Source organism: Micrococcus sp. ACRRV (assembly GCF_022346985.1).
Lineage (GTDB): Bacteria > Actinomycetota > Actinomycetes > Actinomycetales > Micrococcaceae > Micrococcus > Micrococcus porci.
In genome coordinates this window covers 17,071-40,234 of record NZ_JAKRNH010000004.1, presented here as the reverse complement: position 1 = coordinate 40,234, position 23,164 = coordinate 17,071, and the positions used below count along the sequence as shown (strand labels likewise).

21 protein-coding genes, 1 pseudogene and 1 other annotated feature are annotated in these 23,164 nt (G+C 70.0%); of the genes and pseudogenes, 11 read left to right on the top strand and 11 right to left on the bottom strand.

The window, feature by feature from the left end; genetic code table 11:
* Positions 1-7 precede the first annotated feature (7 nt).
* Positions 8-1,177, top strand: a pseudogene (locus tag MHY29_RS01105) (oleate hydratase); the annotation flags it as partial.
* A 22-nt stretch (positions 1,178-1,199) separates the two neighbouring features.
* Here the strand turns inward: MHY29_RS01105 and MHY29_RS01100 are convergent.
* Both MHY29_RS01100 and MHY29_RS01095 read right to left on the bottom strand, forming a co-directional pair.
* Positions 1,200-1,754, bottom strand: a complete 555-nt coding sequence (locus MHY29_RS01100; protein ID WP_239237975.1) for a GNAT family N-acetyltransferase — start codon at positions 1,752-1,754, stop codon at positions 1,200-1,202.
* 63 nt (positions 1,755-1,817) lie between these two features.
* Positions 1,818-2,780, bottom strand: coding sequence for a YafY family protein (locus MHY29_RS01095; protein WP_239237974.1), 963 nt, complete (start codon positions 2,778-2,780; stop codon positions 1,818-1,820).
* A gap of 152 nt (positions 2,781-2,932) precedes the next feature.
* Here MHY29_RS01095 and MHY29_RS01090 point away from each other — a divergent pair, with 152 nt between their 5' ends.
* Positions 2,933-3,487 carry a DUF664 domain-containing protein gene (locus MHY29_RS01090; RefSeq protein ID WP_224356015.1) on the top strand — a complete coding sequence of 185 codons (555 nt, stop codon included), beginning with the start codon at positions 2,933-2,935 and terminating at the stop codon, positions 3,485-3,487.
* Positions 3,488-3,584: 97 nt separating this feature from the next.
* Positions 3,585-3,935: a serine/threonine protein phosphatase gene (locus MHY29_RS01085; RefSeq protein WP_224356013.1), complete on the top strand. Its 351-nt coding sequence runs from the start codon at positions 3,585-3,587 to the stop codon at positions 3,933-3,935.
* Positions 3,936-3,949: 14 nt separating this feature from the next.
* Here the strand turns inward: MHY29_RS01085 and MHY29_RS01080 are convergent, their stop codons facing one another.
* Positions 3,950-4,552, bottom strand: a complete 603-nt coding sequence (locus MHY29_RS01080; protein ID WP_239237973.1) for a GNAT family N-acetyltransferase — start codon at positions 4,550-4,552, stop codon at positions 3,950-3,952.
* A 51-nt stretch (positions 4,553-4,603) separates the two neighbouring features.
* Between MHY29_RS01080 and MHY29_RS01075 the strand changes: the two genes are divergently transcribed.
* Positions 4,604-5,731, top strand: coding sequence for a GNAT family N-acetyltransferase (locus MHY29_RS01075; RefSeq protein ID WP_239237972.1), 1,128 nt, complete (start codon positions 4,604-4,606; stop codon positions 5,729-5,731).
* Between the two features lie 324 nt (positions 5,732-6,055).
* Here the strand turns inward: MHY29_RS01075 and MHY29_RS01070 are convergent, their stop codons facing one another.
* Together MHY29_RS01070 and MHY29_RS01065 are read right to left on the bottom strand one after the other, a co-directional pair.
* Complete coding sequence (locus MHY29_RS01070; protein WP_239237971.1) at positions 6,056-6,652, bottom strand: DinB family protein; 597 nt, start codon at positions 6,650-6,652, stop codon at positions 6,056-6,058.
* A 19-nt stretch (positions 6,653-6,671) separates the two neighbouring features.
* Positions 6,672-7,481 (bottom strand): alpha/beta fold hydrolase, encoded by an 810-nt coding sequence (locus MHY29_RS01065; RefSeq protein ID WP_239237970.1) that lies wholly within the window; start codon positions 7,479-7,481, stop codon positions 6,672-6,674.
* Between MHY29_RS01065 and MHY29_RS01060 the strand changes: the two genes are divergently transcribed.
* From MHY29_RS01060 to MHY29_RS01035, 6 genes are all read left to right on the top strand, one after another.
* The gene (locus MHY29_RS01060; protein WP_370643417.1) at positions 7,475-7,894 is read left to right on the top strand and encodes a transposase; all 420 of its coding nucleotides are present in this window, start codon (positions 7,475-7,477) and stop codon (positions 7,892-7,894) included. The two genes, MHY29_RS01065 and MHY29_RS01060, sit on opposite strands and share 7 nt — an antisense overlap.
* Positions 7,852-7,953, top strand: a sequence feature (AL1L pseudoknot). (Overlaps the previous gene by 43 nt.)
* Positions 7,891-8,742, top strand: coding sequence for an IS3 family transposase (locus tag MHY29_RS01055; protein ID WP_239237968.1), 852 nt, complete (start codon positions 7,891-7,893; stop codon positions 8,740-8,742). It overlaps the preceding feature by 63 nt. Before MHY29_RS01060 ends, MHY29_RS01055 begins: the two co-directional genes overlap by 4 nt.
* Before the next feature lie 149 nt (positions 8,743-8,891).
* Positions 8,892-9,494 carry a hypothetical protein gene (locus MHY29_RS01050; RefSeq protein WP_239237967.1) on the top strand — a complete coding sequence of 201 codons (603 nt, stop codon included), beginning with the start codon at positions 8,892-8,894 and terminating at the stop codon, positions 9,492-9,494.
* Entirely contained in the window at positions 9,491-10,240 is a 750-nt protein-coding gene (locus MHY29_RS01045; RefSeq protein WP_239237966.1) for a bifunctional 2-polyprenyl-6-hydroxyphenol methylase/3-demethylubiquinol 3-O-methyltransferase UbiG, read from the top strand. The genes MHY29_RS01050 and MHY29_RS01045 overlap by 4 nt, the downstream gene beginning before the upstream one ends.
* Before the next feature lie 54 nt (positions 10,241-10,294).
* Positions 10,295-11,563 (top strand): CoA transferase, encoded by a 1,269-nt coding sequence (locus tag MHY29_RS01040; protein WP_239237965.1) that lies wholly within the window; start codon positions 10,295-10,297, stop codon positions 11,561-11,563.
* A gap of 40 nt (positions 11,564-11,603) precedes the next feature.
* On the top strand, positions 11,604-12,524 hold the full coding sequence (locus MHY29_RS01035; protein WP_239237964.1) for a GDSL-type esterase/lipase family protein: 921 nt from the start codon (positions 11,604-11,606) through the stop codon (positions 12,522-12,524).
* 157 nt (positions 12,525-12,681) lie between these two features.
* Here the strand turns inward: MHY29_RS01035 and MHY29_RS01030 are convergent, their stop codons facing one another.
* Positions 12,682-14,154, bottom strand: coding sequence for a hypothetical protein (locus MHY29_RS01030; protein ID WP_239237963.1), 1,473 nt, complete (start codon positions 14,152-14,154; stop codon positions 12,682-12,684).
* Between the two features lie 420 nt (positions 14,155-14,574).
* Entirely contained in the window at positions 14,575-15,456 is an 882-nt protein-coding gene (locus MHY29_RS01025) for a hypothetical protein (protein ID WP_239237962.1), read from the bottom strand.
* A 143-nt stretch (positions 15,457-15,599) separates the two neighbouring features.
* On the opposite strand from MHY29_RS01025, the gene MHY29_RS01020 reads away from it, so the two are divergent.
* Complete coding sequence (locus MHY29_RS01020) at positions 15,600-16,814, top strand: hypothetical protein (protein ID WP_239237961.1); 1,215 nt, start codon at positions 15,600-15,602, stop codon at positions 16,812-16,814.
* A gap of 552 nt (positions 16,815-17,366) precedes the next feature.
* Here the strand turns inward: MHY29_RS01020 and MHY29_RS01015 are convergent.
* From MHY29_RS01015 to MHY29_RS01000, 4 genes are read right to left on the bottom strand one after another with little or no spacing between them, the layout of a single operon-like run.
* Positions 17,367-18,377, bottom strand: a complete 1,011-nt coding sequence (locus MHY29_RS01015; RefSeq protein WP_239237960.1) for a TniQ family protein — start codon at positions 18,375-18,377, stop codon at positions 17,367-17,369.
* Positions 18,374-19,810, bottom strand: coding sequence for a TniQ family protein (locus tag MHY29_RS01010; protein WP_255718388.1), 1,437 nt, complete (start codon positions 19,808-19,810; stop codon positions 18,374-18,376). Before MHY29_RS01010 ends, MHY29_RS01015 begins: the two co-directional genes overlap by 4 nt.
* A complete protein-coding gene (locus tag MHY29_RS01005) occupies positions 19,807-20,970 on the bottom strand; it encodes a TniB family NTP-binding protein (protein WP_239237958.1) in 1,164 nt (387 codons plus the stop codon). The genes MHY29_RS01010 and MHY29_RS01005 overlap by 4 nt, the downstream gene beginning before the upstream one ends.
* Entirely contained in the window at positions 20,957-23,161 is a 2,205-nt protein-coding gene (locus MHY29_RS01000) for a hypothetical protein (RefSeq protein ID WP_239237957.1), read from the bottom strand. The genes MHY29_RS01005 and MHY29_RS01000 overlap by 14 nt, the downstream gene beginning before the upstream one ends.
* Between the last annotated feature and the right edge of the window lie 3 nt (positions 23,162-23,164).

Genomic DNA, 23,164 nt, shown 5'->3' with positions numbered 1-23,164 from the left:
CCCCAACTCCACCCACGGGCGCCTCATCCGCCAGCAGGGCGAGCGCGTCCCCCCGGACGGCGACTTCACCCTCTCGGACAGGGCACAGAAGGAGATCGTCAAGCTCTTCATCGCCTCGGAGTCCTCACTCGAGGGCCGCACGATCGAGGAGTGGTTCTCCGAGGACTTCTTCGAGAGCAACTTCTGGACCTACTGGGCCACCATGTTCGCGTTCGAGACATGGCACTCGCTGGCCGAGATGCGCCGCTACCTGCTGCGCTTCGTCCACGCGATCGACGGGCTTGCGGACTTCAGCGCCCTGAAGTTCAACCGCTACGACCAGTACGACTCCATGGTGAAGCCCCTCCTGGCCCACCTCGAGTCCCACGGCGTGGACTTCCGCTACAGCACCACGGTGCGCGACGTCCGGGTGGAGACCGCCGACGGCAAGGTCCGGGCAGAGAGGCTGCTCCTCACGGTCGACGGCGTGCAGCAGGAGCAGGAGGTCGGCGAGGACGACCTGGTGTCCGTCACCAACGGCTCCATCACCGAGTCCACCACCTACGGCGACCACCACACCCCCGCCCCGCCGACCACCGAGCCCGGCGGCAGCTGGACCCTGTGGGAGAACCTGGCCGAGCAGTCGCCGCTGTTCGGGCGCCCCGGCGTCTTCTACCGGGGCCTGCCGGAGCGCAGCTGGTTCGTCTCCGCGACGGCGACCGTGGAGCGCCGGGAGGTGGAGGAGCACATCGAGCGGCTGACCCAGCAGCCGGACCAGACCATCGTGTGGATCCATGCCCTCTACTCGGACACCGAGGGTGCCTACGTGAAGAAGCCGGTCACCGAGTGCACCGGCGTGGAGATCACGCAGGAGTGGCTGTACCACCTGGGTGTGCCGGAGGACCGGATCCCGGAGCCGGCCGCGCAGGAGTCCGTGAACACGGTGCCGGTGTACATGCCGTTCATCACGTCCTCCTTCATGCCCCGCCGGGCGGGCGACCGTCCCGCCGTCGTGCCGGAGGGCTCGGTGAACCTGGCCTTCATCGGCAACTTCGCCGAATCCCCCACGCGGGACACGGTGTGCACCACGGAGTACTCGGTGCGCACCGCCATGGAGGCCGTGTACACGGTGTTCGACGTCGAGCGGGGCGTGCCGGAGGTGTTCGCCTCGGCCACCGACCTGCGCGGGCTGCTCTGAGCCGACGGACGGCGACGGCCCGTCAGCAGTCCCGGCGCATCACCAGCCGCGGCCGGCCGGAGCCCTTCGCAGCGGTCTCCCCCACGACCTCGAAGCCGGCGCGGTCGAACATCGACCACGTGCCGGCGAACGCCATCGTGGTGTCGATGCGGTCGGGCGCGTCGGTGCCGGGAGCCGCCCCGCCGCCGTCGGGCCGATTGTCCACGGGGTGCGCCTCGACGGCCGGAGCGGCGTGCTCGCGGGCGAAAGCGACCGCGGCCTCGAGCAGGCGCGTGGTGTGCCCCTGGCGCCGGTGCCCGGCCCGGACGACGACGCAGATGACGCTCCACACGTCGACGTCGTCGGTGCGGGGCATCAGCTGTGAGGCCTCGAGCCGCGGGATCTGCGTGCGCGGGCTGATGCTGCACCACGCCACTGGCTCGCCGTCCGCGTAGCCGACGACGCCCGGGGCGACGTCCCGGGCCGCGAGCGCGCGCATCGCGTCCTCACGGGTCTCACCGAGCTCGCGCATCTGCGGCGCCGAGAGCCGGTGGGAGAGGCACCAGCAGTGCGTCGACCGGCGGTTCGGGTTGACCACGTCCGCGAAGTCGTCGAAGCGGTCCAGGGTCAGGGGTGCACCTCGAAGGCCATGGGGTGGACGCTACCCGCGCAGCACCTGGACGGTGGACCGGTGCAGCCGGTCGGCCAGGGCCGCGACGGCGGCGCGCACCGGCTCGTCCCCGAGCACCTCGAACTCGTGGCCCAGCAACGCCAGCCACCGGGCGGCCTCGGCCGGGTCGTCCGCGCCGGTCTCGAACGCGGTCGTCCGCGCGTCGAGGGCGGTCAGCCGGCCGGCCGTGGCGGGCAGGGACGCCCGCACGGACTCGAGCGGCGCGTGCACGCGGACGCTCACGCGATGCCGCCAGGCCTCCGGCGGGGTCGGCTCGTCGAGCCGGGCCAGGGCCTCGGCGAGGTCCGGCCGCGGAGTGAAGGCCCAGGTGCCGACGGCGGGGTCCACGATCCGGTCCACGCGGAAGGTCCGCCAGTCGTCCCGGTCCAGGTCGTGGGCCACCAGGAGCCAGGCTCGGGCCCGGGCGACGAGCCGGTGCGGCTCCACGCGGCGCTCGGTGCGGGCCCCACGCCGGTCCCGGTAGCCGAAGGTGAGGCGCACGCGCCGGCGCACCGCGTCGGCGCAGGCGAGCAGCTCGGGGCCGACCGGCGGGCCGTCCCCGGCGCCGACCGTGGACGCGGCGCGCAGCCCCTCGAGGCGGTGCCGCAGGTCCGCGGGCATGAGGGCGTCCAGGGTGGCGAGGGCGCGCAGCGCCGACTCCGCGGCGACGCCGTCCCCCGCGTGGGCCGCGCGCGTCAGGGCGAGGGTGACGGCCACCGCCTGGTCCTCGTCCAGCAGAAGCGGGGGCACCACCTGCCCCCGGCCGAGGGCGTAGCCGCCGCCGGGGCCGGGATCGGCCTCGACGATGTAGCCGAGGGTGCGGAGCCGGTCCACGTCGCGACGCAGGGTCCGCGAGGTGACGCCGAGGCGCTCGGCCAGCTCGGCGCCGGTCCAGACGGCCCGGGCCTCGAGCAGGCCCAGCAGGCGCAGGGCCCGGGAGGTGGGGTCGGTCATGGCCCCCATGGTGCCGGATGTCGAGGACAGGATCTGTCCGCATCGGGGTGGACGCTCGTCTCGACGCCGGGGACCTCCGGCGTCGAGACGGGCCCGGCGGCCCTGCCGGCCCGACCCTGGCCCCCCGTGGACCACCGACGAAGGAGAACACCATGGGCTTCCTGACCCCCCAGGCGCACGGCGAGCTCGCCGTGCTGACCACCTACGCCCTGCAGCAGCTGGCCCAGATGCGCACCACGGTGCACGGGTTGACCGACGAGCAGGCCCACAGCGTCCCGTCCGCCTCCGCCCTCAACCTCACCGGCCTGCTCCTGCACACCGGGGAGGTGGCCGTCTACTGGACCGCGGCGGCCGCCTCCGCCCCCGGGGAGCCGGTGCTCCCGGAGGACGTGAACGAGGACCACAGCCTCGACGAGCTGGTGGCGGACGGGCGCCCGCTGGCCCAGGTGCTGGAGCGCTTCGACCGGTGCGTGGAGGTGGCCCGGCAGAACCTGGCGGCCGTGGCGGACCTCTCGGCCCCCGTGCCCGTGCCGGACGCACCGTGGTTCCCGGCGGACCTGAAGACGTGGGAGGCCCGGTGGGCGCTGCTGCACGTGACCGCCGAGGTCGCCCGCCACGTGGGCCACGCGGACCTCATCCGGGAGAGCATCGACGGCACGGGCTCCTACGAGCTCAACGACCTCGCGGACGCCGCGGCGCAGGGGTGAGGGCGCGGACGCCCCCGCTCTGCGGGCTCTGTGGGACGCCGTCGTGGCCGGCCAGGACGCCGGGAGCCTGGCGCGGCGCCGGGGCTACGCTGACCGCATGACCGACTTCGACCACCTCCGCGCGGAGGACCGCGAGCACGTGGGGTACATCGAGATGACCGACGACGGCGCGTTCGTCCCGTACGACCTGCTGCGCCGGCGCAGGGGCGAGCCGGGCGGCCTTGAGGAGGCCGAGGCCGTCCTGGACGAGATCGGCCTGCGCCTCCTCGCCGAGGACTGGATCCTGGACGCCGACGGCGACGAGCCCCTGTGCGTGCGCATCCTGGAGGTCACGCGGGACGCGGTGGTGGTGGCTCCGGCGCTGGACTCGGCCGCCGTCGCGAAGTCCCTGGACCTCACCGCCACGGTGCGGCTGCCCCTGCCCACGGCCCGGCTGCGCCAGGCCTGAGACCGCACGCCGAATCAGGCCCGACCCGCCGCCGCGCCGCCCTCGTACTCCGAGGCGAGCAGCGCGAACGTGACCCCGTCGATCCAGCCGCGGGTGAGGTGCAGGGACTCGCCCAGGAACGTGCCCTCGTGGCGCAGGCCGATCTTCGCCATGACGCGCAGGCTGGGGGCGTTGTCCGCGAAGGCCCCCGCCTCCACGCGCCGCACGCCTAGGCCCCTGAACGCGAGGTCCAGCAGGGCCCGGCCGATCTCCGTGGCGTAGCCCCGGCCCGCGTGCTCCGGGGCGACCGTCCAGCCGAGCTCGGCCTGGGCGTCCCGGGCGTCGGGGTGGGGGCCGCCCTGGCTCCACGCGTCCTGCACGGTCAGCTTCCCGACGCCGACGACGTCGCCCGCGCCGTCCCGCACCGTGAGCCGGTCCCCGGCGGCGAGGTACTGCTCCCGCAGCTCGGCGGCCGAGCCGGCCCGCCCGGAGGTCCATGTCCAGACCTCCTCGAGGCGGCAGAAGTCCCAGACGGCGGGGGCGTCGGCGGCAGTGAACGGCGTCAGGGTAAGCCGCTCGGTGCGCAGCGGGAAGGCGACGCCGCGGCGCGCGGCGAGGTCGAGGAGGGGCGTGGCCATGGGGTCACGGTAGCGGGCGGCGGTGACGTCTCCTCCCCTACGCTCGGCCCCATGGACGTCACCTTCACCCCGCTCGACCCGGCGGGCGCCGACCGGGACGCGCTCGTCGCCCTGCTCACCGAGAACGTCTGGCCGTTCCACATGCGCCCGCGCATTACCCGGTCGGAGGCGGAGGAGGCCCTCGACGGCGGCGCCTGGGAGGACGAGGACCACCGCACCCTCTGGATCGAGCATCCCGAGCACGGGCGCGTCGGGGTGGTGCGCCTGGATGAGCTGACGGACCCCACCCCCCTGTTCGACCTGCGCGTGACCGAGCGCTTCCGCGGGCGCGGGCTCGGCGCGCCGATCCTCACTGCGCTCACCCGACTCGTGTTCGAGACGATGCCAGCGGTGGGCCGCTTCGAGGGGCAGACCCGCGAGGACAACGTCCCCATGCTGCGCACCTTCCGCCGGGCCGGCTGGGTCAAGGAGGCGCACTACCGGCGGGGGTGGCCCGTGGAGGGCGGCGAGCCGCTCGCGTCCGTGGCGTACGCGGTCCTGCGGCAGGACTGGGAGACCGGCACGACGACGCCGGTCCCCGCCGAGGTCGACGTCCCGCCCCAGGTGGAGCACGGGGAGGGCGCGGCGGCGGTCGGCCCGGCCCCCGATTGGCCGCTGCGAACTGAGCGCCTCACGTTGCGCCCGCATCGGGAGGATGACCTCGGCTGGCTCCGGGACATGTACGCCCGGCCGGAGGTGGTGCGCCACCTGCTGGACGAGCCGTGGGACGAGACGACCGCCCGGCAGAAGCTGGCGAAGCGCATCGCGTGGGACGGCCTCGCCGGCCCATCCGGGGCGGTGTCCCTGGTGGTCGAGCACCGCGGCGTGCCGGTGGGGGACGTGATCCTCTGGCTGACGGACCGCGAGCGCGGCGTCGCGCAGATCGGCTGGGCCCTGCACCCCGAGCACGCCGGGCAGGGGTTCGCACGGGAGGCCGCGGCCGCGCTGCTGACCCTGGCGTTCGAGACATACGACCTCCACCGGGTGGTGGCGCAGATGGACGCCCGCAACACCGCGTCCGCCCAGCTGGCCGAGGCCGTCGGTCTGCGCCGGAAGGCTCACCACCGGCAGGACTGGTGGAGCAAGGGCGAGTGGACGGACACCCTCGTCTACGCGACGCTCGCGAGCGACCGGGGCTGAGGGGGCGGGCCTACGGGTCACCCGGGGTGCGCCGTCCTCGTTCCACCGGACCAGGGTGAGGTGCCACAGCCCGGGGGCCGTGCGAGACGGGTCGATGAGCCCGTGCGCCCCGGCCTCCTGCAGGCGTCGGCGCACTGCCCACGACGTCGGCTCCTCCCCCGCCTCCACGGCCGGCTTCCACGGGTCCATGACGTCGGCGAGGTCGACGCCGAGGGCCGCGAGCGCCTCGGCGGTCACCTTCGCGGCGTAGCCGGTGACGACGGCGCGGGTCAGCGGCTCGCACTCGAGGCAGGCGGGCAGGTCGGGCACGGGAGGCATGTGCCTTCAGTTCCGGCCCGGCCCGCCGCTCCCCTCCGCGATGGCGGTCAGACGGCCCACGTGGGCGGCCCAGCGGTCGGCGTCCCACGGGGGCAGGTTGTTCCCCGGGGAGCGCAGGCCAGCCTGCCCGTCGATCTGCTCCCGCAGGATGTCCGCGTGGCCGGCGTGCCGGGCCTCGTCCAGGGCGACGTGCGCGATGATCTGCGCGAGCGTGACCTCCGCCTTGTCGTCGGGCCACCACGCCACCCGCCCGGGGGCGTCGGCGCCGAGGGCCGTGATGGTCGCGTCCGCGTGGACGAAGCAGCGGCGGGCGAACTCGAGGACGTCCTCGAGGGACTCCCCCTCCGCGGCGAACATGTCCACGTTGTCCTCCTCCTGCTGCCCCGCCGCCACCCAGGGCAGCAGCACCTCCGCGGGACGGCCGAACGTCTCGCCGAAGTACTCCAGCTCGATGACGGCGGCGTGCTTGACCAGTCCCAGCAGGTTGGTGCCGGTGGGGGTGCGCGGCAGGCGGGCGTCACGCTCGCTGAGGCCCTCGAGCTTGTGCAGGAGGGCCGCACGCTGGCGGCGCAGCCCGTCGTGGAGGATCTGCTTGTGGTCCATGGGGTGATCCTGCCCCAGATCAATCAGGCCGCGAACCCCCGCACGAGCTCAGCCACCCGCTCCGGCGCGTCCAGGTGCACGTCGTGCCCCGCGCCGGGCACCTGCCGTGCCGCACATCCGGGCGCCGCCGCCGCATCTCGTCCAGCTCTCCGGCGGGCACGTTCCCGTTCTCCCCGGTGATCAGCAGGGTTGGCGCGGCGATCTGCCCCCATTCCTCCCACCGGGGCCGCTCGTGGACGGGCCGCAGGGCGGCCTCCAGCACGTCGACGTCGAAGCGTGGCACCCCGCCGGCGTCCGTCTCCTCGAGCCCCTCGGCCCACACCCGGGCGGCAGGTCCGCCGCCAAGGTGGGAGACGGCGTCGTCCACGGTGGCGAAGGGGATGGGCCAGGCGCGAAACCAGTCGATGACGCCGGCGGTGGCTTCGGGCCCCTCCCCGCCGACGCCGCCCTCGATCAGCACGAGCCGCCCCACACGCGCCGGATGGGCGGCCGCGGCGAGCAGGGCGGTGTGCGCGCCCATGGACTGGCCCACCAGGGTGAACCGCTGCAGGCCCAGCGCATCGGCCACGGCGACGACGTCGCCCACGTGGGCCGTGCGGCTCAGGTCCGCGGGGCGCCGGGTGCTGGAGCCGTGACCCCGCTGGTCGAACGCGACGACCCGGCAGGCCGCGGCCAGCCGCTCGGCGACCTGCGCCCACTCCCTCGCGTATCCGGCCAGGCCATGCAGGAGGAGGAGCGCGGGCCCGCTGCCGCCGGAATCGAGGACATGCAGGCGGGTGCCGTCCTCCCTGGTGACGGGGCCCGCAGACCTACGGCCCAGACCTGACATGCGATTCACCCCTTCGCCTCAAACGCGGTACGCCGCTCCGGTCAAGCGCCCTGGGTTTCGTTCCGACCTACTTCCACAAGGAGGATCGGACCATACCCCAGAAGTACAGCCCCGAGTTCAAGGCGAAGGCCTTGCAGCTCATCGAGGAGCGCATCCGCGCCGAGCAGTGCTCCGGTTGGGCCGCCTGCGCGGCCGTGGGCGAAGCCCTCGGCGGGATCTCACCCCACACCCTGCGGAACTGGTGGAAGCAAAGCCGCGTCGACCGAGGCGAGACCCCCGGTGTGAGCACTGACGAGTTTGAAGAGATGCGCCGGTTGCGCCGGGAGAACCTCGAGCTGCGCCGCGCGAACGAGATCCTACGCAAGGCTTCAGCTTTTTTCGCAGCGGAGCACGACCGCCCCACGACGAGATGATCCGGTTCATCGACGAACACCGCGATCAGTTCGGGGTCGAGGCCATCTGCCGCACCCTTGGTGCGACAGAGTGTGGGTTCATCACCTCCCGGGCCTACCGTGCGGCGAAGACATGGCCCACCTCCGCGCGGGCTCTACGAGACGAGCTCCTCATCGAGGAGCTCGAGCGGATCCACGCGGAGAACTACAGCGTCTACGGGGTCCGGAAGATGCACCACGCCTTGGCCCGCGCCGGGTGGGAGATCGGCCGGGACCAGGTCGCCCGCCTCATGCGCGCCGCGGTCCTGCAGGGAGTTCGCCGTGGCCGCAAGCCGATCACCACGCGGCCGGCAGGTGAACCGGATGCGCGTCCTGATCTCGTCGAGCGCCGATTCGCCGCTGAGCGTCCTCACCGGCTGTGGGTCGCTGACATCACCTACGTCCGCACGATCACCGGGTTTTGCTACGTCGCGTTCATCACCGACGTCTTCACTCGCCGGATCGTGGGGTGGGCCGTGTCAGCCAGCCTGCATACCCAGGGGCTGCCGCTGCTGGCCCTTGAACATGCTCTCCTGAGCACGGGTGCAAGCCGTGGCCGCCAAGGCCTGATCCACCACTCGGACCGAGGCGCCCAGTACGTCAGCTTGGCCTACTCGGATGCGCTCATCACGACGGGGGTGAGCGCCTCGGTGGGCACCGTGGGCGACTCCTACGACAACGCCCTAGCCGAGACCGTGAACGGCCTCTACAAGGCCGAGCTCATCCACTCCAAGCGGCTCTGGGATTCGACCGAGGCGGTCGAGCTGGCCACGTTGAAGAGCGTCCACAGGCCTCGACCGCGCAGGCGCCGCTCGGCCATGCCGACGTAAAGCAGGCCGTCACGTCCACCTCGCACCCCCCACATCGGAAGCGCTCGGACGAATTCCGCCCACCGGAGGGACATGTGGCTTCGACATCGGCCTTTTAACCAGTGAGAGGCCAGAACCGCCTCTCACCGAATCGACCCGAGGAGGCCTCCATGTCCCAGCGCCCCGCCTGTCCCTACCTGCCCCTGCCCCGCGCGACCACCCTGCGGGATGCCCTCGTCTACACGCGGGCCAGCATGAGCCGCCTGCCGGACGTCGTCCACGGATCACTGCTGCTGCGTCGTCTCATGGAGGCGGCCCGGCCGGTCCTCACCGCGGCGACCTCCCTCCTCCCACTCCAGGACGTCCTCGCCGCCGCGGCAGGAGCGGTGCTGGCCCTCTCGGCCCTCCTGTGGGCTGTTCTCTTCCTCCACAGACTCCTGCTTTGCCGCGGGTGGCACGGTCACCTCGTCTACACCACCGACGGTCGCACCGCCTTCCTGACGATCAGGTCCACCAGCCAGGGATGGGAGCTCTCCGACCACGTCGCGACACGTTCTGCGAAGGGCGACGGCCGTGGGCTGCGGGAGGCGCTCGCACCCGCGTTGCGCAACGCCGCGGACGCTGCAGGGGCACCCATCCTGGTCACCGCAGCGAACCGAACCCTCGCCGACCTCTACCGGCAGGAGGAGCCGGAGCTGAGGGAGGTCGGTACCACGCTCCTGGGCCGGGTGCGACTGGTCCGGCCTCCGCGCCGGGCTATCCTCCCCGGATGACCCCCTCCGACCCCAACGGGGCCACCTACGACGACGCCCGCCTCGCCGCCCTCTACGACCACGACAATCCGCCCGGCGAGGACCACGCCTACTTCCGGCAGGTCGCCGACGAGTCCCGCGCGCGGCGCATCGTGGACCTCGGCTGCGGGACCGGGTCGCTGACCGTGACGTTCGCGGGCGAGGGGCGCGCCGTCGTCGGGATCGACCCGGCCGAGGCCATGCTGGCCGTGGCGCGCGCCCGCCCCGGCGGGAACGCGGTGATGTGGCGGCAGGGCACGGCGGAGCTGATCGAGCCGGCGTCGGCGGACCTGGTGGTGATGAGCGGGAACGTTGCCATGCACCTGATCGGCGACGTCTGGCACGCCACCCTGCGGCGCGTCGCCACCGGCCTGGTTCCCGGCGGACGTCTCGTGTTCGAGACCCGCAACCCGGTGCTGCGCGCATGGGAGGACTGGAGCCACGGCCCCACCGAGCGCACGACGCCGGCCGGTCGCCTCCTCGAAACCGAGACCGTGACCGCGCCGGACGCGGACGGCGTGGTGCTCATGAGGTCACGGACCGTATTCCTGGCCGACGGCGCCCTCGTCGAGGCGGAGCAGCGCCTGCAGTTCCGCTCGGCAGCGCAGGTGCGCGCCGACCTGGACGCGGTGGGGCTGACCGTCGAGCGGATCTCCGGCGACTGGCACCGCACGCCGTTCGTCGAGGCCACAGACCGACTGATGGGGGTGGAGGCGCGGAAGGCCTGAACACGGCACGGGCGAGGCCGTCGCTCGACCGTACCTCCCCACTACGCTCGCCGCATGCCGCGCGTCTCCGCCCCCGTCCCCTCCCCCCGCCGCTGGTGGGCGGGCCCGCTGGACGTCGAACGGCTGGCCTGGACCGCCGTCAGTGACGCCCGGGACGCGGTCCAGGCGCTGGTCGACGCGCGGGGGCAGGGATGGCGGGTCGGCACGTCGCCGGAGCTCGTCGCCGCCTCCTTCGCCGCCATCGAGCACCTGCGGGTGGTCGGCGAGCCCGTGGCGTCCTGGGCCCCGATGTCCGGCTTCGTCCGCGCGGTGGACGGCTGGGTGCGCACCCACGCGAACTATCCGCACCACGCGGCCGCCCTCGGCCGCGCGCTCGGGGCCACGGACCGCGCGTCGCTGGAGCGGGCCGTGGCGGGGCGAACCGCGCTGGACGTGGAGGAGGCGGTGCACGACGCCGGCGGGATCGCCGTGGCCGTCCGCCGCGCCACGCAGTGGGCCGCGCACCCGCAGGGCGTGGCGACGAGCGGCGAGCCGTGGGTCTCGGTGGACGCCGGCCGCGAGCGCGCTCCGCTCTCCGGCGGGGCACTGCCCCTGGACGGCGTGCGCGTCCTGGACCTGACCCGCGTGATCGCCGGGCCGGCCGGCTCGCAGCTCATGGCGTGCCTCGGTGCGGACGTGCTGCGCATCGACCCGCCGGCGCGGCCCGAGATCGACGCCCAGTTCCTCTCGAACGGGATGGGCAAGCGGTCCGCCACCGCGGACCTGGCCGAGCACCGCACCGAGCTGGAGGCGCTGCTGGCGGGGGCCGACGTCGTCCTGCTGGGCTACCGGCCCGGGTCCCTGGACCGCTTCGGCCTGGGTCCAGACGCGCTCGCGCAGCGGCACCCGCACCTGGTGGTCGGGTCCCTCTCGGCCTGGGGCGAGCGCGGCCCGTGGGCGCAGAGGGCGGGCTTCGACTCGATCGTGCAGGCCGCCTCGGGCGTCGCGCTGGCCTGCTCCCCGGACGACGGCGCCACGCCCGGCGCCCTGCCCGTGCAGGCGCTCGACCACGCGACCGGGTACGCCCTGGCGGCCGGGGTGGTGCGCCTGCTGGCGGAGGGGCGGGCCGGCGTCGTGCGGGCGAGCCTCCTGGGCGCGGCCCGGACGCTGCTCTGGCTCCCGGCCCCGCCGGAGGAGCCGGTGGCGGAGCTGGGCGTGCCGCACGTGACGGTGCGGTCCGCCGCGGGCACGCTGAACACCGTGCCGCCGCCGCTCACGCTGGACGGGGCGACCGTCGAACGGGACGTGGCCGCGTACGGGGATGCCGCGCGGCGTTGGAAGTGAGGCACAGGACAGGCGGCCCGCGTACGTCTACCCTCGCCCCATGACCCCCGCCTCTCCCGCGCTCCTCTTCTCCTTCGGCACCCTCCTGGACGCCCCCGTGCAGGCCGCCGTGTTCGGCGGCCCCGTGCCGTCCCAGACGGCGGAACTGGCCGGGCACGACGTCGTGGACGTGCCGATCACCGACCCGCACGTCCTCGAGATCAGCGGCCTGGCCGTGCACCGGGGGCTGCGCCGGCGCGAGGGCGCGTCGGTGGCGGGCGGGGTTCTGGCACTGACGCCGGAGCAGCTTGCCCGGGCGGACGAGTACGAGGTGGACGCCTACGTGCGGCGTCGCGTGCGCCTGGCGGACGGCACCGCGGCGTGGGCGTACGTGGCCGCGGATCCGCTCGCGGCGGCGGAGCGGATCGGCGTGGTCGGGGACAGCATCGCCTACGGCCGCACCGATCCCGACGGCGGCTGGGCCGCCCGCCTGGCCCGGCACCACCTCGCGGAGGACGAGGCGCGCCACCGCCTGTTCGCACTCGCGCTGCCCGGGGCGACGCTCACGGAGGTCGCCGAGCACGCCCCCACCGAGCTGGCCTGGCGCCGCGCGGACACCGTCCTCATCTCGGCCGGCATCAACGACCTCGCCGGGGTGGGTGGTGCGCGGCGGACGCCGGCCGAGCTCGTGGTGATCATGGAGGGGCTGTGCAGGGAGCTGGAGGAGACGGGCGCGCGGCCCGTGGTGCTCGGGCCGATCTGGACGGACGAGGAGCGCGCCGCCCGCGAGTTCGGGCTGCTCGTGGAGCGCGGAGTCGTGGCGGCCTACCGGGACGCGCTGCTGGCTTGGGGCACGGAGACGCACCGCGACGTCGTCGACCTGTGGCCCGTGCTGGAGGACCGGGGCGAACTGATCGACGACGGCGTGCACCCGAACGCGGCGGGGCACGGAGTGCTACGGGAGGCGATGAGGGCCCGCTGACCCCTCAGTAGCCCCGGCGCATCACCAGCCGCGGGTGGCCCGAGCGCTGCGCCTCGATCGCACCGGCTCCAAGCGGAAAGTTCAAGTGGGGGAACCACAATCCTCTCGAGGGCAGCACCATTTACTCGACATTCACGAAAATATCGAACAGAACAAGCTAATTCGTGAGGGTATTATCAAGGTGAGGACCAATATACCCCACCGCAACAAATCCGCACGCGCTGAAAGTGTCGTCGAAATACATGCGAGGAGAACCGGCACGGCCAGTTGCAAGCGCAACATGGGCCACCATCAATTTGCTTCCGTCCGCAGAAACTTCGCGGGGCAAACCGTAGACGGTCCGCTGACCCTTCATCTTCCCATTCTCTCGCACAGTCTGACCCTCACCCCATTTAATACCGACCGCGCGCATCAAGAGCCCATGCTGCGCATTCTTAACGTAGTGACTCAGCGATCCAGAAAAGTCCCCCTCCCTCCGCGCCTTGACGTATGCCTCGAAAGTAAGAAGAGAATCCCATGCCTTTTGGATGGCAGAATCGCCCAGGTCAGAATATTCATCCAGCTCTTCCGCAATTCCCCGGTCTCCAAAGAATTTGACACCAGACAGGCGATCAAAGGAGTCCATCAACTGGGCAAAAGTCGAAGGATAGAATACCTCATCTGCAACGTCAACAAACGAATGCGCGAGTTCAGCACCACCTGCATTAATGAGACTCTGCTTCAGGTAATCGATCTCGCGACGTAAGCGCTCCTCTTCAGTACGCAGAAGATGAGTAGCTCTTAGCATCTCATCATTCTCTAGACGCAGAAGACCGGCGTTGACACGCTCAAACTCGGCTTCCTCCCTCAGCTTCTCATTCTCATCGAGGGCGATATTGAGAAGCTCTTCTGCATCCGCCAGAGCCTGCGTAGCAATAGACGGCGAGTCCGAAGAGCTCGATGCCCTCGCTGACACATCGCCCCGGACCGCATGGAATGCACGAGCGCTCTTTTCCCTAAGGAAAGAATAGTCTGCGTCCCTCAGCACTTCCGGAAGAGGGGTGTTCCGAAGATGTTCAACCTGCCGACGCCTAACGATGCGCTGAAGTCGGCGGTGGGTACTCTTCTCGATAGTTGAGGAATGAATGAGCCGATGTCTAAACGAATCATTCGGATCACTCAGGCCGGCGCCAGGCAGTACGGTTCGAATCGACCCTGCTGGGATCCGGTGACCATCGGCCACGCGGGAGTTAAATTCTACCCGCGCGCCCCCCGTCAGCATGAACGCAAATGCCATACCTTCAAATGGGCCGAGAATTTTCTCGACTTTCGTGAGCCAGGCGCTGTCACTCACCCCTTCGGGCGGGGTCGTCACATAGACAACACCGCGCCGGGAGTCATCCCGCAGCACCTGTTCGAGATGGTCTACGTGACTCTCTGAGGCAATGAGCTGAATATGGGAAGATGGGGTCTCAATTCCATCTACAAGATCAACGCGATTAAGGAGATCGGAGACGAACGCGGGCGTCCCACTTGGCTGCGGCTCCGAGTGATGAACCCCAGCGCTATCGACATAGTCGAGAATTGGCGGCTCAACGTCTGTCCAAAACCAGAGTCTCTCCTGGCCGAACACGATGCTGATACGGGTCACACCTGTTCGGGATGTCTCCTGGTTGCGATACCACCGGGGCGGGTCCCACTGCTCCGTTAGCGACAGTCTATATCCGCTGACATTTCGCTCGGAGTCTAAGGTTTCAGCGGCCTCTAGAAGTGCCCCGTCGGAGGAAGCCGCACTGCTACCCGCAAGAGGAAGACCCGAGAATTTCTTACGCCGAATCAACCACTCCTGTATCACCTCAATGATGACGTTCATATTATCGCGGTCAGCCGAAGCCGAGACAATTGTCTGATATCCGAGCAAGATTACTCCAAATCTAGTTTCCTGTCGAGATGCAGGGAAGATTGCACAGGACACGCGAGGAGGACTGCACAAGTCCTCCTCTGCGACCTCACGTGTGCAATGTAGTGTCCGACGGCGTGCAGCACACCTGGACAGTCCGTATGCCACTGTTCAGGGGCGACTAGAACCCGGGATCCGCCGTACTGCCACCCATCGCGGGTCCTCGGGTCGGATGCTCACGCGCGTACCGTTCTTCAACGGACGGGTGACCCCGTAGACGATCACACCCCATCCGTCGACCCAGCCCTCCGCCCAGTCAATCCCGAGCTGCTCAACCCGCTGCTGCACGGCAGCCTGGCATTCCTCGTCGAGGATGACGGCACCGCGTCTATCGAAGAAGTTAAGGAAGACCTCCTTGCCCCGCACCACCGACTGAACAGGGCCCCACACGATCATGTGCTTGCCCATGCGCGCCTGATCGTCCGGGTCCAGATCTGTACTGGCCCACACGACGTCTCCCCAGCGGACCCGCTCGCGCTCGGGCAACTCCAGCCACCGGTCCGGGGCCGCGTGAGTCGGATCGCGCAAGAGATCGGTCAGCATCGCGCCGATGCCATGGGTGGACTGATCGAGTTCTTCGACCCCCGACTTGCCCGAGGGGTCGGCACCCTCCCCGGCATACGCAGTCGTCCCCGGCGTCGCTTCACCACCTCTGCCGCCGCTTCCGCTCGCAGGCGGCGTCTCGGGGCTGATCTTCAACGCGCCCCCGGGGTTATCCCGCCGCGGCTGGACGGCGTCGACCTCGCTGCCCCCTCGAGAGCCAGCCTCTCCTCGCTTCGGACACTGTTCCGTGTGCTCGCCCCGAACTCGGAAGTGAGGCGAGTGCCCGTTGATCGACTGGCTGACCAGCGAGACAGGCATCCCGCAGTCAGCCTCCCCGCATATGAACAGCTCACCGAGGGCTGCCTGCCACTCCTGGTCGCCTCTTGCCCAGATGTCCTGAGCTGCAACAACGCGACCCGTCTTCTCATGCACCGCCGTTGCCATCGTCATGGTCCCCGCTCCGTTCCCACTCGAACCGCTCGTGTGACGATGTCTACACGAGGCTGTTAAGAGCGTCCAGAGAGCCGGAACGGCCCGAGCCAGCTCGGTCCACCGCCCCACGCTCGGCATTCTCCCGGCCCAGAAAGGGAACCATGGCATACGAATCTGCTGCAGACTTTCCGTCGATCACCAAGATGAAGAACCAGCTGCGCGCCTTCGCGCGCCTCGGCCCGCTGGTCCCCAGGGGTACTCGAGAGCAGATGCGCGAGGTCCAGCGTGGCCTCGAGGCCCTCACCCAGACAGTCGATGACTTCTACACGCTGTTCGGGCCGGAGCACTGGATCTTCCATGACAGCCTCAATGTGGACGCGATGAGGTCACTGATGGATGCCCATGCAGGTAATCCCCAGGCCGCAGAAGCCGCCTTGGTCACCTGGTACAACCAGGAAGACCACCTTCAGTGGATGATGCTCAGGCTTAACCGGCACGCACCTCTTCGCGCTCGCATGCACTTGCTGGAGCTCGCGTTGGCAGACCAGCAGGCCGGACGCTATTACGCCGTTGTGCATGTCCTCCTGAGTGTCATGGATGGCTTCGTCAACGACCTCAATCCACAGCACCCGCAGGGGCTCCACGCTCTTGAGGGCGGGGATCTACAGGCATGGGACAGCGTGGTGGGACACCACCAGGGCCTGTCCGCGGCGCACCACTCCTTCAAGAGGAGCTTCAAGAAGCGGAACGATGAACCGGTCACCGAGCTCCACCGGCATGGCATCGTGCATGGAGCCCTGACGAACTACAACAACGCGGTGGTCGCCACGAAGGCTTGGAACCGCCTTTTCGCCGTCGCCGACTGGGCTGCCTCCAAGGATGCCGAGGCGAAGGAGTTGGCGAAGCCGGCTGCGCCCACGCTCATGGAAGTTCTCCGTCAGGTGGGACGCACTGCGCGGGACCGCAGGGAGATGGAGACGTTCATCCCCCAGATCCTGGGCACCCAGGACCCGGCATTCCCGTCGCATCCTGCCGTCCAGCTGGTTTCAGAGTTTCTCCAGGCGTGGCGGCGCCAGAACTACAAGGAGATGTCAGACCAGGTGGTTCTACGGTCCGCACAGGTCCGCCCCGTCGATCTGCGCCGTGAATACGACGGTCATGAGCTCCAAAGCTATGAGCTCCTAGAAGTCGACCACCACGCCTTCAGTGTGGCCGTAGTGCGCGTGCGTCTGGAGACACCTGACGAGGTCTACTTCCCTGCGATCCGATGCCTGCTGACGGACGAGAAGGGCTCTGCCGGAGTTCCGAGCGACGAGGGCCGCTGGGCTCTCCCACAATGGCAGTACCACTTCATGACGCAGCACGCCGACGAGTGAGCCCTTCTGAGCGGTACGTGCAGCGTAAGCGACGAGGCAGCCAGGACGCGGGAAGCCCCTCGCATCCCCTTGCTCAATATGGGGCCCCGTACTGGGCGCCCGGGGGTGGGCCGGTCGCATCCGCTCTCCACCCCTCGATCGCAGGCAGATCGAGTTCGAGCGCTCGGAGGGTTTCGTAGAGACGTTCATGGCGGGATAGCCCGCCGTCCCAGCTCGGCGGTTCTACAAGGAGGCCGCCCCGAGAGTCGTAGGTATTCCAGCTGACGGTCGTGCCGGTGGAATCCGGGGCGAGGATGCCGGCCGTCGGGCGGCTCGGCTCATAGCACCAGAGTTCTTCGCCGACGAACTCCAGGAACACTTCCGACAGAGCCCATCCAGGCCGAGAGCCCAATAAGTTCGACAGGCTCATCCGGTCAGGGGGCTGTTCCCGGCCTCCTGCGGGCGCCCCGCTTGGCCGGCCACTGGCTAACGCCCGGCGCTCGCCGCGGTCCTCCTTGCCCGCACGCCTCTTGCGCTTCGATGACTTCGACATCTCTCCTCGTCTCCTGCGTCTCAGCCGATGAGGTAGCTGATGGCATCGGGGGTGGTGGTGTGGTCTTTCGCCCATGCACGGCTGCCTTCGTTGCTGGGCGGCACGAGGTCGAGCCAGGCGTTCAGAGCCCCTCTACCCACTCCCACTGAGCCGGCGAGGATCTGGTGGGCGATGAGGAATACCTCCGCACGCAGCTCGGGGCAGTCCGGGGCGCTCACACCCCACCGCGGGCCGCGCTCCTTGGTGCGTGCGCGCGCCTCGACCCGCACCTGCAGGGCCCATCCGGGGAGGCCTGAGGCGGGGCTGATGGCCGCGATGTGGATCAGGAGCACCGCGATGGACCGCATCCGGCGCAGATATTCGGCGCCGGGGACGGGTTCGCCGTGGCAGAGGACGACCTCTCCGCGGAGAGCTTCGAGCACTGCCTGTTGCTGATTCAGGGTCGCGGCGCCGGCTGGCACCCGGGTCGCGGTACCGAGATCGTGTTCGCACTGGGGCACCCGTCCGGGTGCACGCGGATTGCCGCACAAGGTGCTGAACCCGGAGGCCCGCAACCCCTGCAACCGGGTCGAGCGCAGCTTGATCCGGCAGCCGGAGCACCGGGTCACCAGCAGACAGGAGTGCCGCAGACAGGCGACCACCCAAGGCAGGCGCCAGCGGCTCGCCCATGGCTGGCCTTCACCCACGCAGGCCGGACATGCCTGGGTGCGGATGAGGGAGAACCAGCCCTTCGCGCTGGCCGCTCGTGCGCCGTAGCGGTGGGTGTTCTCGATCGTGGGCATCACTTCGTACCGGGACAGTGTCAGCTGGCGCAGAGCAGGCGGGGGCGTCTGGGTGAGGATGGCCAGGGTCTCCACGAGTGCGGGTGCGGGGGCTGCGTTCAGGAATCGGAGGGTGGCCCCGGAGAGTCGTTTCAGGTGGTGGGTGAACGGGCCGATGGCCAGGGCGTTGGCGGCGGCCACACGTTCGATGTACGAGTCCATGGCTTCTTCAGCCCCGGGTATGACGCGGACCGGCAGCGGGGTGATCATCCGGCATACCTCCTCGGGCTGACCTGGCGCGTCCGCTCGTGGCCGGTGGCCGAGCCCGTGAGGAGGCCCACGAGGTCGGGACCGTCGATCTGAGCGGCAGCGGCTTCGTGAAGGTGCAGACGGGTCTCCGGGTCCAGGTGATGGTTGAAGTCGTCGATCTCGTCGAGGCGGACGCTGGGGACGGGCCCGAGTTGGGGGTGTCCGCCGGCGACGTGCAGCCAGATCCAGGCGCGGGTCATCGTCGTGGCGGAGAACTCCTCGACGGCAGGGATCCAGTGGTCCGGGACCAACAGTCTGGGCAGGTGGGGTTGAGTTCGGAAGACCGCGCGGCGCAGCTGGTACTCGGCCAGCCCACCGGCGATGAGCTCTTCCGCGGCCTGGAGGACATGGTGTTGCTGGTCGTCGTCGAGGCCGTCTCGTGTGATCACACGGTGGAGCAGTCGATGGTCGAGGGGTTCACCGGTGAGCCCGTGGGCAGAGCGGGCCGCCGCTGCGGAGGCGGGGACCCCGGTGGCCTCGTCCAGGAGCAGGTGCAGGGCCAGCGCTGTCCCCGCCTGAGCGACCAGGGAGGGTCGGCCGCCACCAGTGTGCAGGCTCGGCTGGGCGATGGTGGGAACGTGGCGGGCGCAGAGCCCGGTGGACTGCGACCAGTCGGTCAGGGTGGTGACGGTCGCGCGCAGACGGGCACGCGACAGGGAAGTCACGGTGGCCCCAGAGGCGCTCTGCCCAGGCGCTGCCGGGTCCATGGCCCGGGAGTCTGGCCGGTTCCGTGCTGTCACACGGGTGATGGACGCGCTGGCGAGGGTCAGCAGGTGCGCCACCTTCACGGGGTCGGCGCAGGGGTATGCCCCCCAGGAGGTCAACGCTGGGTCGAGGGCGACCGGGGTGGGTGCATCCTGCTGTCGGGCCAGATGCTGGCAGGCCTGACGGAGTGTGGACAGGCGCTGCCGAGCTGACCTGCGCCCGGACAGTGCGTCGTCGAGGATCCGGTCGAGACCCTGCACGAGCTCGACGGTGGCCTCGGGGACGGGCTGCGGGATCTGCGCGTTGTCGGGGTCGACCAGGTAGGTGCGGCACCGTAGGCAGACCGGCTGCAGGGCCAGGCGCCAGCGCAGGCTCTGGTACCCGGTCCTCACGGTGCACTGCGGGCAGATCCACCACCGGTGGGGGTGCAGTTTCCAGCCGTGGCGGCGCTGCACCCGGTACCCGCGAATCGAGGGAACCCACCGATGCATCGTCATGCCGGTGATCTGATCCTCGCTCAGACCCGTGGCCGCATGGACCTGGGTGATGACCGCGGCCGGGGCCGAGGCGTTGTCGAAACTGGCCGGCACTGTGAGCCGGACGGGGGCCAGGCCCGCCTGCTGGTAGCGCTGGAGATAGCCCGTGAGCGACTCCCCGGGCATCGGGGGAATCTGGACAGGACGGCTCATCCCTCACCGCCCGGGCCCGGAGTCGTGGGGTCCTGCGTGGTGGAGCCGGCCTCGTTCTTCGTCGGGGCCTTCGGCGGTGGAATGGAGGCAGCCTTCGATTTGCGCTTGTTCTCGGCCCGTCGGGAGCGCTGGGGGGCTGCCTCGCGTAGTGACGCCTCAGCGGCCGTGGCCCGTGCCGACAGCGGCACCGCGCGAAGTCTCTCCCGGGTGATGGTGTCCTCGCCGGCGTCGAAGGCGTCGAGGATCACGGTGGTGATCAGCCGGTGGATGTCGCCGAGGTAGCCCTGGGTGCGCTGCCAGATCTCGCCGGCTAGCTCGTTGGTCAGGGTGCCGGCGGTGGCGGTGTCGAGGTGGGCCATGAAGGTCTCTTCGACCCCGCGCAGCATCGCCTGGAACCGGGCCCGGTCGCTGATGTGCGTGATCGAATGCGGCTGCAGCTGCAGCGGTGCCAGGCGGGTGGCGATCTGCGCGTCGGCGTAAACGTCACTGTCCTCCAGGTTCGCCCCGACCAGGATCATCGTCCCGCCGAGCTCTCCGAGCTCGGTGTTCAGGTACTTCAGGTAGTCCAGAACGTCGCGGGCATCCATCTGAGTGGTCTTGAGCATGTGCACGTCATCCAGGATGAGCAGCCGCACCCCGTGGGTGCGAATGGCCTCGACCACGCGCGTGGTGGTGGCGCGCGTCTGACCGATCGTCGGGTACCCCAGGAACGACAGCAGCGCGGTGTTGACCTCCTGGATGCGCGAGGCCGCGCGCAGGGTGATGTAGACCTGGGGGATCCAGTCCACGGTGGCGCCGTTGCCCACGGTGCGGGTGGGCAACGTCGTGGGATCGGTGGTGGTCACGACCTCGCGGTAGAGCTGGTGGGCCAGGCGTTTGATCAGCGTGGACTTGCCGACCCCGTTCGCCGCGGAGAGCCCGATGACGGTCTTAGCCCCGCGCGGGGCGTACTCGTTGCGCAACACCTCGGCCTGCAGCCGGGTGCTGATCTGCTTCACGCGGGGGCAGTCGATCGGCTGGGAGACCATCCACCGGTTCAACGCCGTCCAGTGCTCGTCCTGGTCCCGCTGGTCCAGGCGCTCGAACTGGCGGACCGTGACCGGGCTGAGCGCGGTCGGCTGCGAGGTCACCACCTGGTGGTGCCAGTCATGCGAGTTCATCGTGCGCCTCCGGGTAGTCAGGCCACGGCTCGGCCAGATCTGCCAGCCCGAACCCTGCCGGCGCGGCCTCGTCGTTTCGCCCACCCGGCAGAGCTGTCAGATGCTGGCGATCGGCCCGCGGGGCCCGTGGCGTGGCGACCGGTGCCTGGTTCAACCCTCGAGCTTCGGCGGCTTCGTCGTGGTCGCGTTGGCCCTGGCCCCAGCGCATGCGTGCGGCCGAGAGCTTGGACGCCCATGCCTCGTCCCGGGGGGCGGTGGAGAGCTGGCCGATCTCGTCGATCAGCTCGAGCATCGAGACCTTCGCGGAGTGGCGCCGGCCTGCGCGGCGGCGGATCTGGGCCAGGGCCTGATCACGGACGACGTCGGCCATGGGTGCGTGCAAGAGGTGACGGCCACGCCAGGGGATCTCGTGGATTCGGTCCGTCTCGGGGTGGCGGAACCATAGCCGAGTGGTGTCCCGGGGGTCGTAGTGGAATGGGGCCGCGGCGTCCTTGTCGCGGAACGCGCCAGCCCGGCAGTCCCGGAACTCGTCGAGGGCCTCGGCGTCGTAGGCCATGTTCTTGTACTCGACGCCGGCGTGACGGATCGTCAGCCACCGGATCGGCAGGAACTGGTAGATCAGGTCCGGGTGCTGCGGGTAGTGCAGCCGCCCGGTGCTCGCCAGCATCGCGTCGAACATCTCCAACGGGGTCAGGGCCTGCTCTTCGGCGCCGGGCCAGATCAGCCCGGTATGGGGGCGGCGGTGGTAGTCGACTGCCACGAAGGCCCGCAGGTGGGTCTCCAGTTGGCGGGCGGTCAGCAACGGCTCATCGGCTTGGACGCCGACGATGGAGCCGCGTTCGGAAACGTTGCGTCCCTTGTAGCCGGGCAGCGCCTGGTAGGCCCGCTGGAGGGTCTCGTGGAACCGCTCCATGTGCGGGTTGTCCGTAGGCCGGCCGCCCCGGGTCAGGGACAGAGTGATGCCGAACTGCTGGAGCAGGGTCCTGAACTGGTCGCTGACGAAGGTGCTGCCGTGGTCGGTGTGCATCTCCACCGGGGTGACCGCAGGGATGTGGTGCACCCCCAGCGGTCCCTCGTCCTCTTTGACGTGCCGAGGCAGCTGCGGGGCGCTGACCTCCAATCCGGTGGGCACCCCGCACCACCGCCAGTCGTCGATGGCCCCCTCGGCGGCGACCATGGAGAACGGGCGCATCGCGTCGTAGAGCATCAGACCCAGCTCGAAGGACGTCACCGACCGGGGGAAGACCCGCAGGGCCACGACCACGCGGGTGGGGACGCTGATGATCGTGCAGACTTCCACACTGATCGGTTTGCCGGTGTACTCGTCCATGACGAGGTTGTCTGCCCGGGTGACATCCGAGGCGCAGTACCCCGGATGGTGCAGCACAGCACTAGACGTCGTGGCGATCTTGCGCAGACTGCGGGACCGATGCGCCCGGGTCCCCTCGCCCAGACGCCGGTAGTAGTGGCGCAGGAAGTCAGACTCGAGCCGTTCGGGCACCTGCACATCGTCCTGGCCGCGCTGTCGCAGCAGGGCGTAGATGCGCCGTTGGATCTCCTGCTGGTTCACTGCCGAGATCTCACCGTCGAACTGCCCGAAGACCTCATCGGCGGCCTGGCGGTACCGGACATCGAGGACGCTGAAGTCCTGGACCTTGCGCAGAGCCCGCCCATCGATCAACCCCCGCAGACCGTGCTCGGCGAAGTTCTCACCCCAGGACTGCAGCGTGCGCAGCCCGATCTCGGGGCGCTGGAGCTCTCCGTCGTAGATGCGGCGCATCAGCACCCGGTCGGCACCCTTCTCTAGGCTCACCACCCGCGCCATCGCCTGGTAGCGGCCCCGCAGGCTCACGTTCCATCCCGGTCCGAACGGGTAGAAGGGTTCGCCCTCGACCGCCAGTGAGGCGACACCGCGGCGATACCCGGTGGTCACCTCGTTCACGCACTCGAGCTTGAACAGCGCCTCATCACGCACGTCCTGATCCAGCTGTTCCCACAGCGGGTGCAACGAGGCGATGACGCCGGTGATCCTGCCGTCCTGGAACCGGCGCGGGATGACCTCAGCGTGAGAGACCAGCGTCTTTTGCCCGCCGGCAGCGCGGACCAACAGGCCGGAAGGCTGGGGTGCGATCACCTCGACCGGCCCGTGCTCGGTGAGGATGCTGTCCCCAGCCTGAATCCGGGCACTCATCTG

Bases quoted from the DNA above. Each gene is read 5' to 3' on its own strand.
- MHY29_RS01095 (WP_239237974.1), bottom strand. From the start codon at position 2,780: ATGACCGACCCCACCTCCCGGGCCCTGCGCCTGCTGGGCCTGCTCGAG.
- MHY29_RS01090 (WP_224356015.1), top strand. From the start codon at position 2,933: ATGGGCTTCCTGACCCCCCAGGCGCACGGCGAGCTCGCCGTGCTGACC.
- MHY29_RS01085 (WP_224356013.1), top strand. From the start codon at position 3,585: ATGACCGACTTCGACCACCTCCGCGCGGAGGACCGCGAGCACGTGGGG.
- MHY29_RS01080 (WP_239237973.1), bottom strand. From the start codon at position 4,552: ATGGCCACGCCCCTCCTCGACCTCGCCGCGCGCCGCGGCGTCGCCTTC.
- MHY29_RS01075 (WP_239237972.1), top strand. From the start codon at position 4,604: ATGGACGTCACCTTCACCCCGCTCGACCCGGCGGGCGCCGACCGGGAC.
- MHY29_RS01070 (WP_239237971.1), bottom strand. From the start codon at position 6,652: ATGGACCACAAGCAGATCCTCCACGACGGGCTGCGCCGCCAGCGTGCG.
- MHY29_RS01065 (WP_239237970.1), bottom strand. From the start codon at position 7,481: ATGTCAGGTCTGGGCCGTAGGTCTGCGGGCCCCGTCACCAGGGAGGAC.
- MHY29_RS01055 (WP_239237968.1), top strand. From the start codon at position 7,891: ATGATCCGGTTCATCGACGAACACCGCGATCAGTTCGGGGTCGAGGCC.
- MHY29_RS01050 (WP_239237967.1), top strand. From the start codon at position 8,892: ATGTCCCAGCGCCCCGCCTGTCCCTACCTGCCCCTGCCCCGCGCGACC.
- MHY29_RS01045 (WP_239237966.1), top strand. From the start codon at position 9,491: ATGACCCCCTCCGACCCCAACGGGGCCACCTACGACGACGCCCGCCTC.
- MHY29_RS01040 (WP_239237965.1), top strand. From the start codon at position 10,295: ATGCCGCGCGTCTCCGCCCCCGTCCCCTCCCCCCGCCGCTGGTGGGCG.
- MHY29_RS01035 (WP_239237964.1), top strand. From the start codon at position 11,604: ATGACCCCCGCCTCTCCCGCGCTCCTCTTCTCCTTCGGCACCCTCCTG.
- MHY29_RS01025 (WP_239237962.1), bottom strand. From the start codon at position 15,456: ATGACGATGGCAACGGCGGTGCATGAGAAGACGGGTCGCGTTGTTGCA.
- MHY29_RS01020 (WP_239237961.1), top strand. From the start codon at position 15,600: ATGGCATACGAATCTGCTGCAGACTTTCCGTCGATCACCAAGATGAAG.
- MHY29_RS01015 (WP_239237960.1), bottom strand. From the start codon at position 18,377: ATGATCACCCCGCTGCCGGTCCGCGTCATACCCGGGGCTGAAGAAGCC.
- MHY29_RS01010 (WP_255718388.1), bottom strand. From the start codon at position 19,810: ATGAGCCGTCCTGTCCAGATTCCCCCGATGCCCGGGGAGTCGCTCACG.
- MHY29_RS01005 (WP_239237958.1), bottom strand. From the start codon at position 20,970: ATGAACTCGCATGACTGGCACCACCAGGTGGTGACCTCGCAGCCGACC.
- MHY29_RS01000 (WP_239237957.1), bottom strand. From the start codon at position 23,161: ATGAGTGCCCGGATTCAGGCTGGGGACAGCATCCTCACCGAGCACGGG.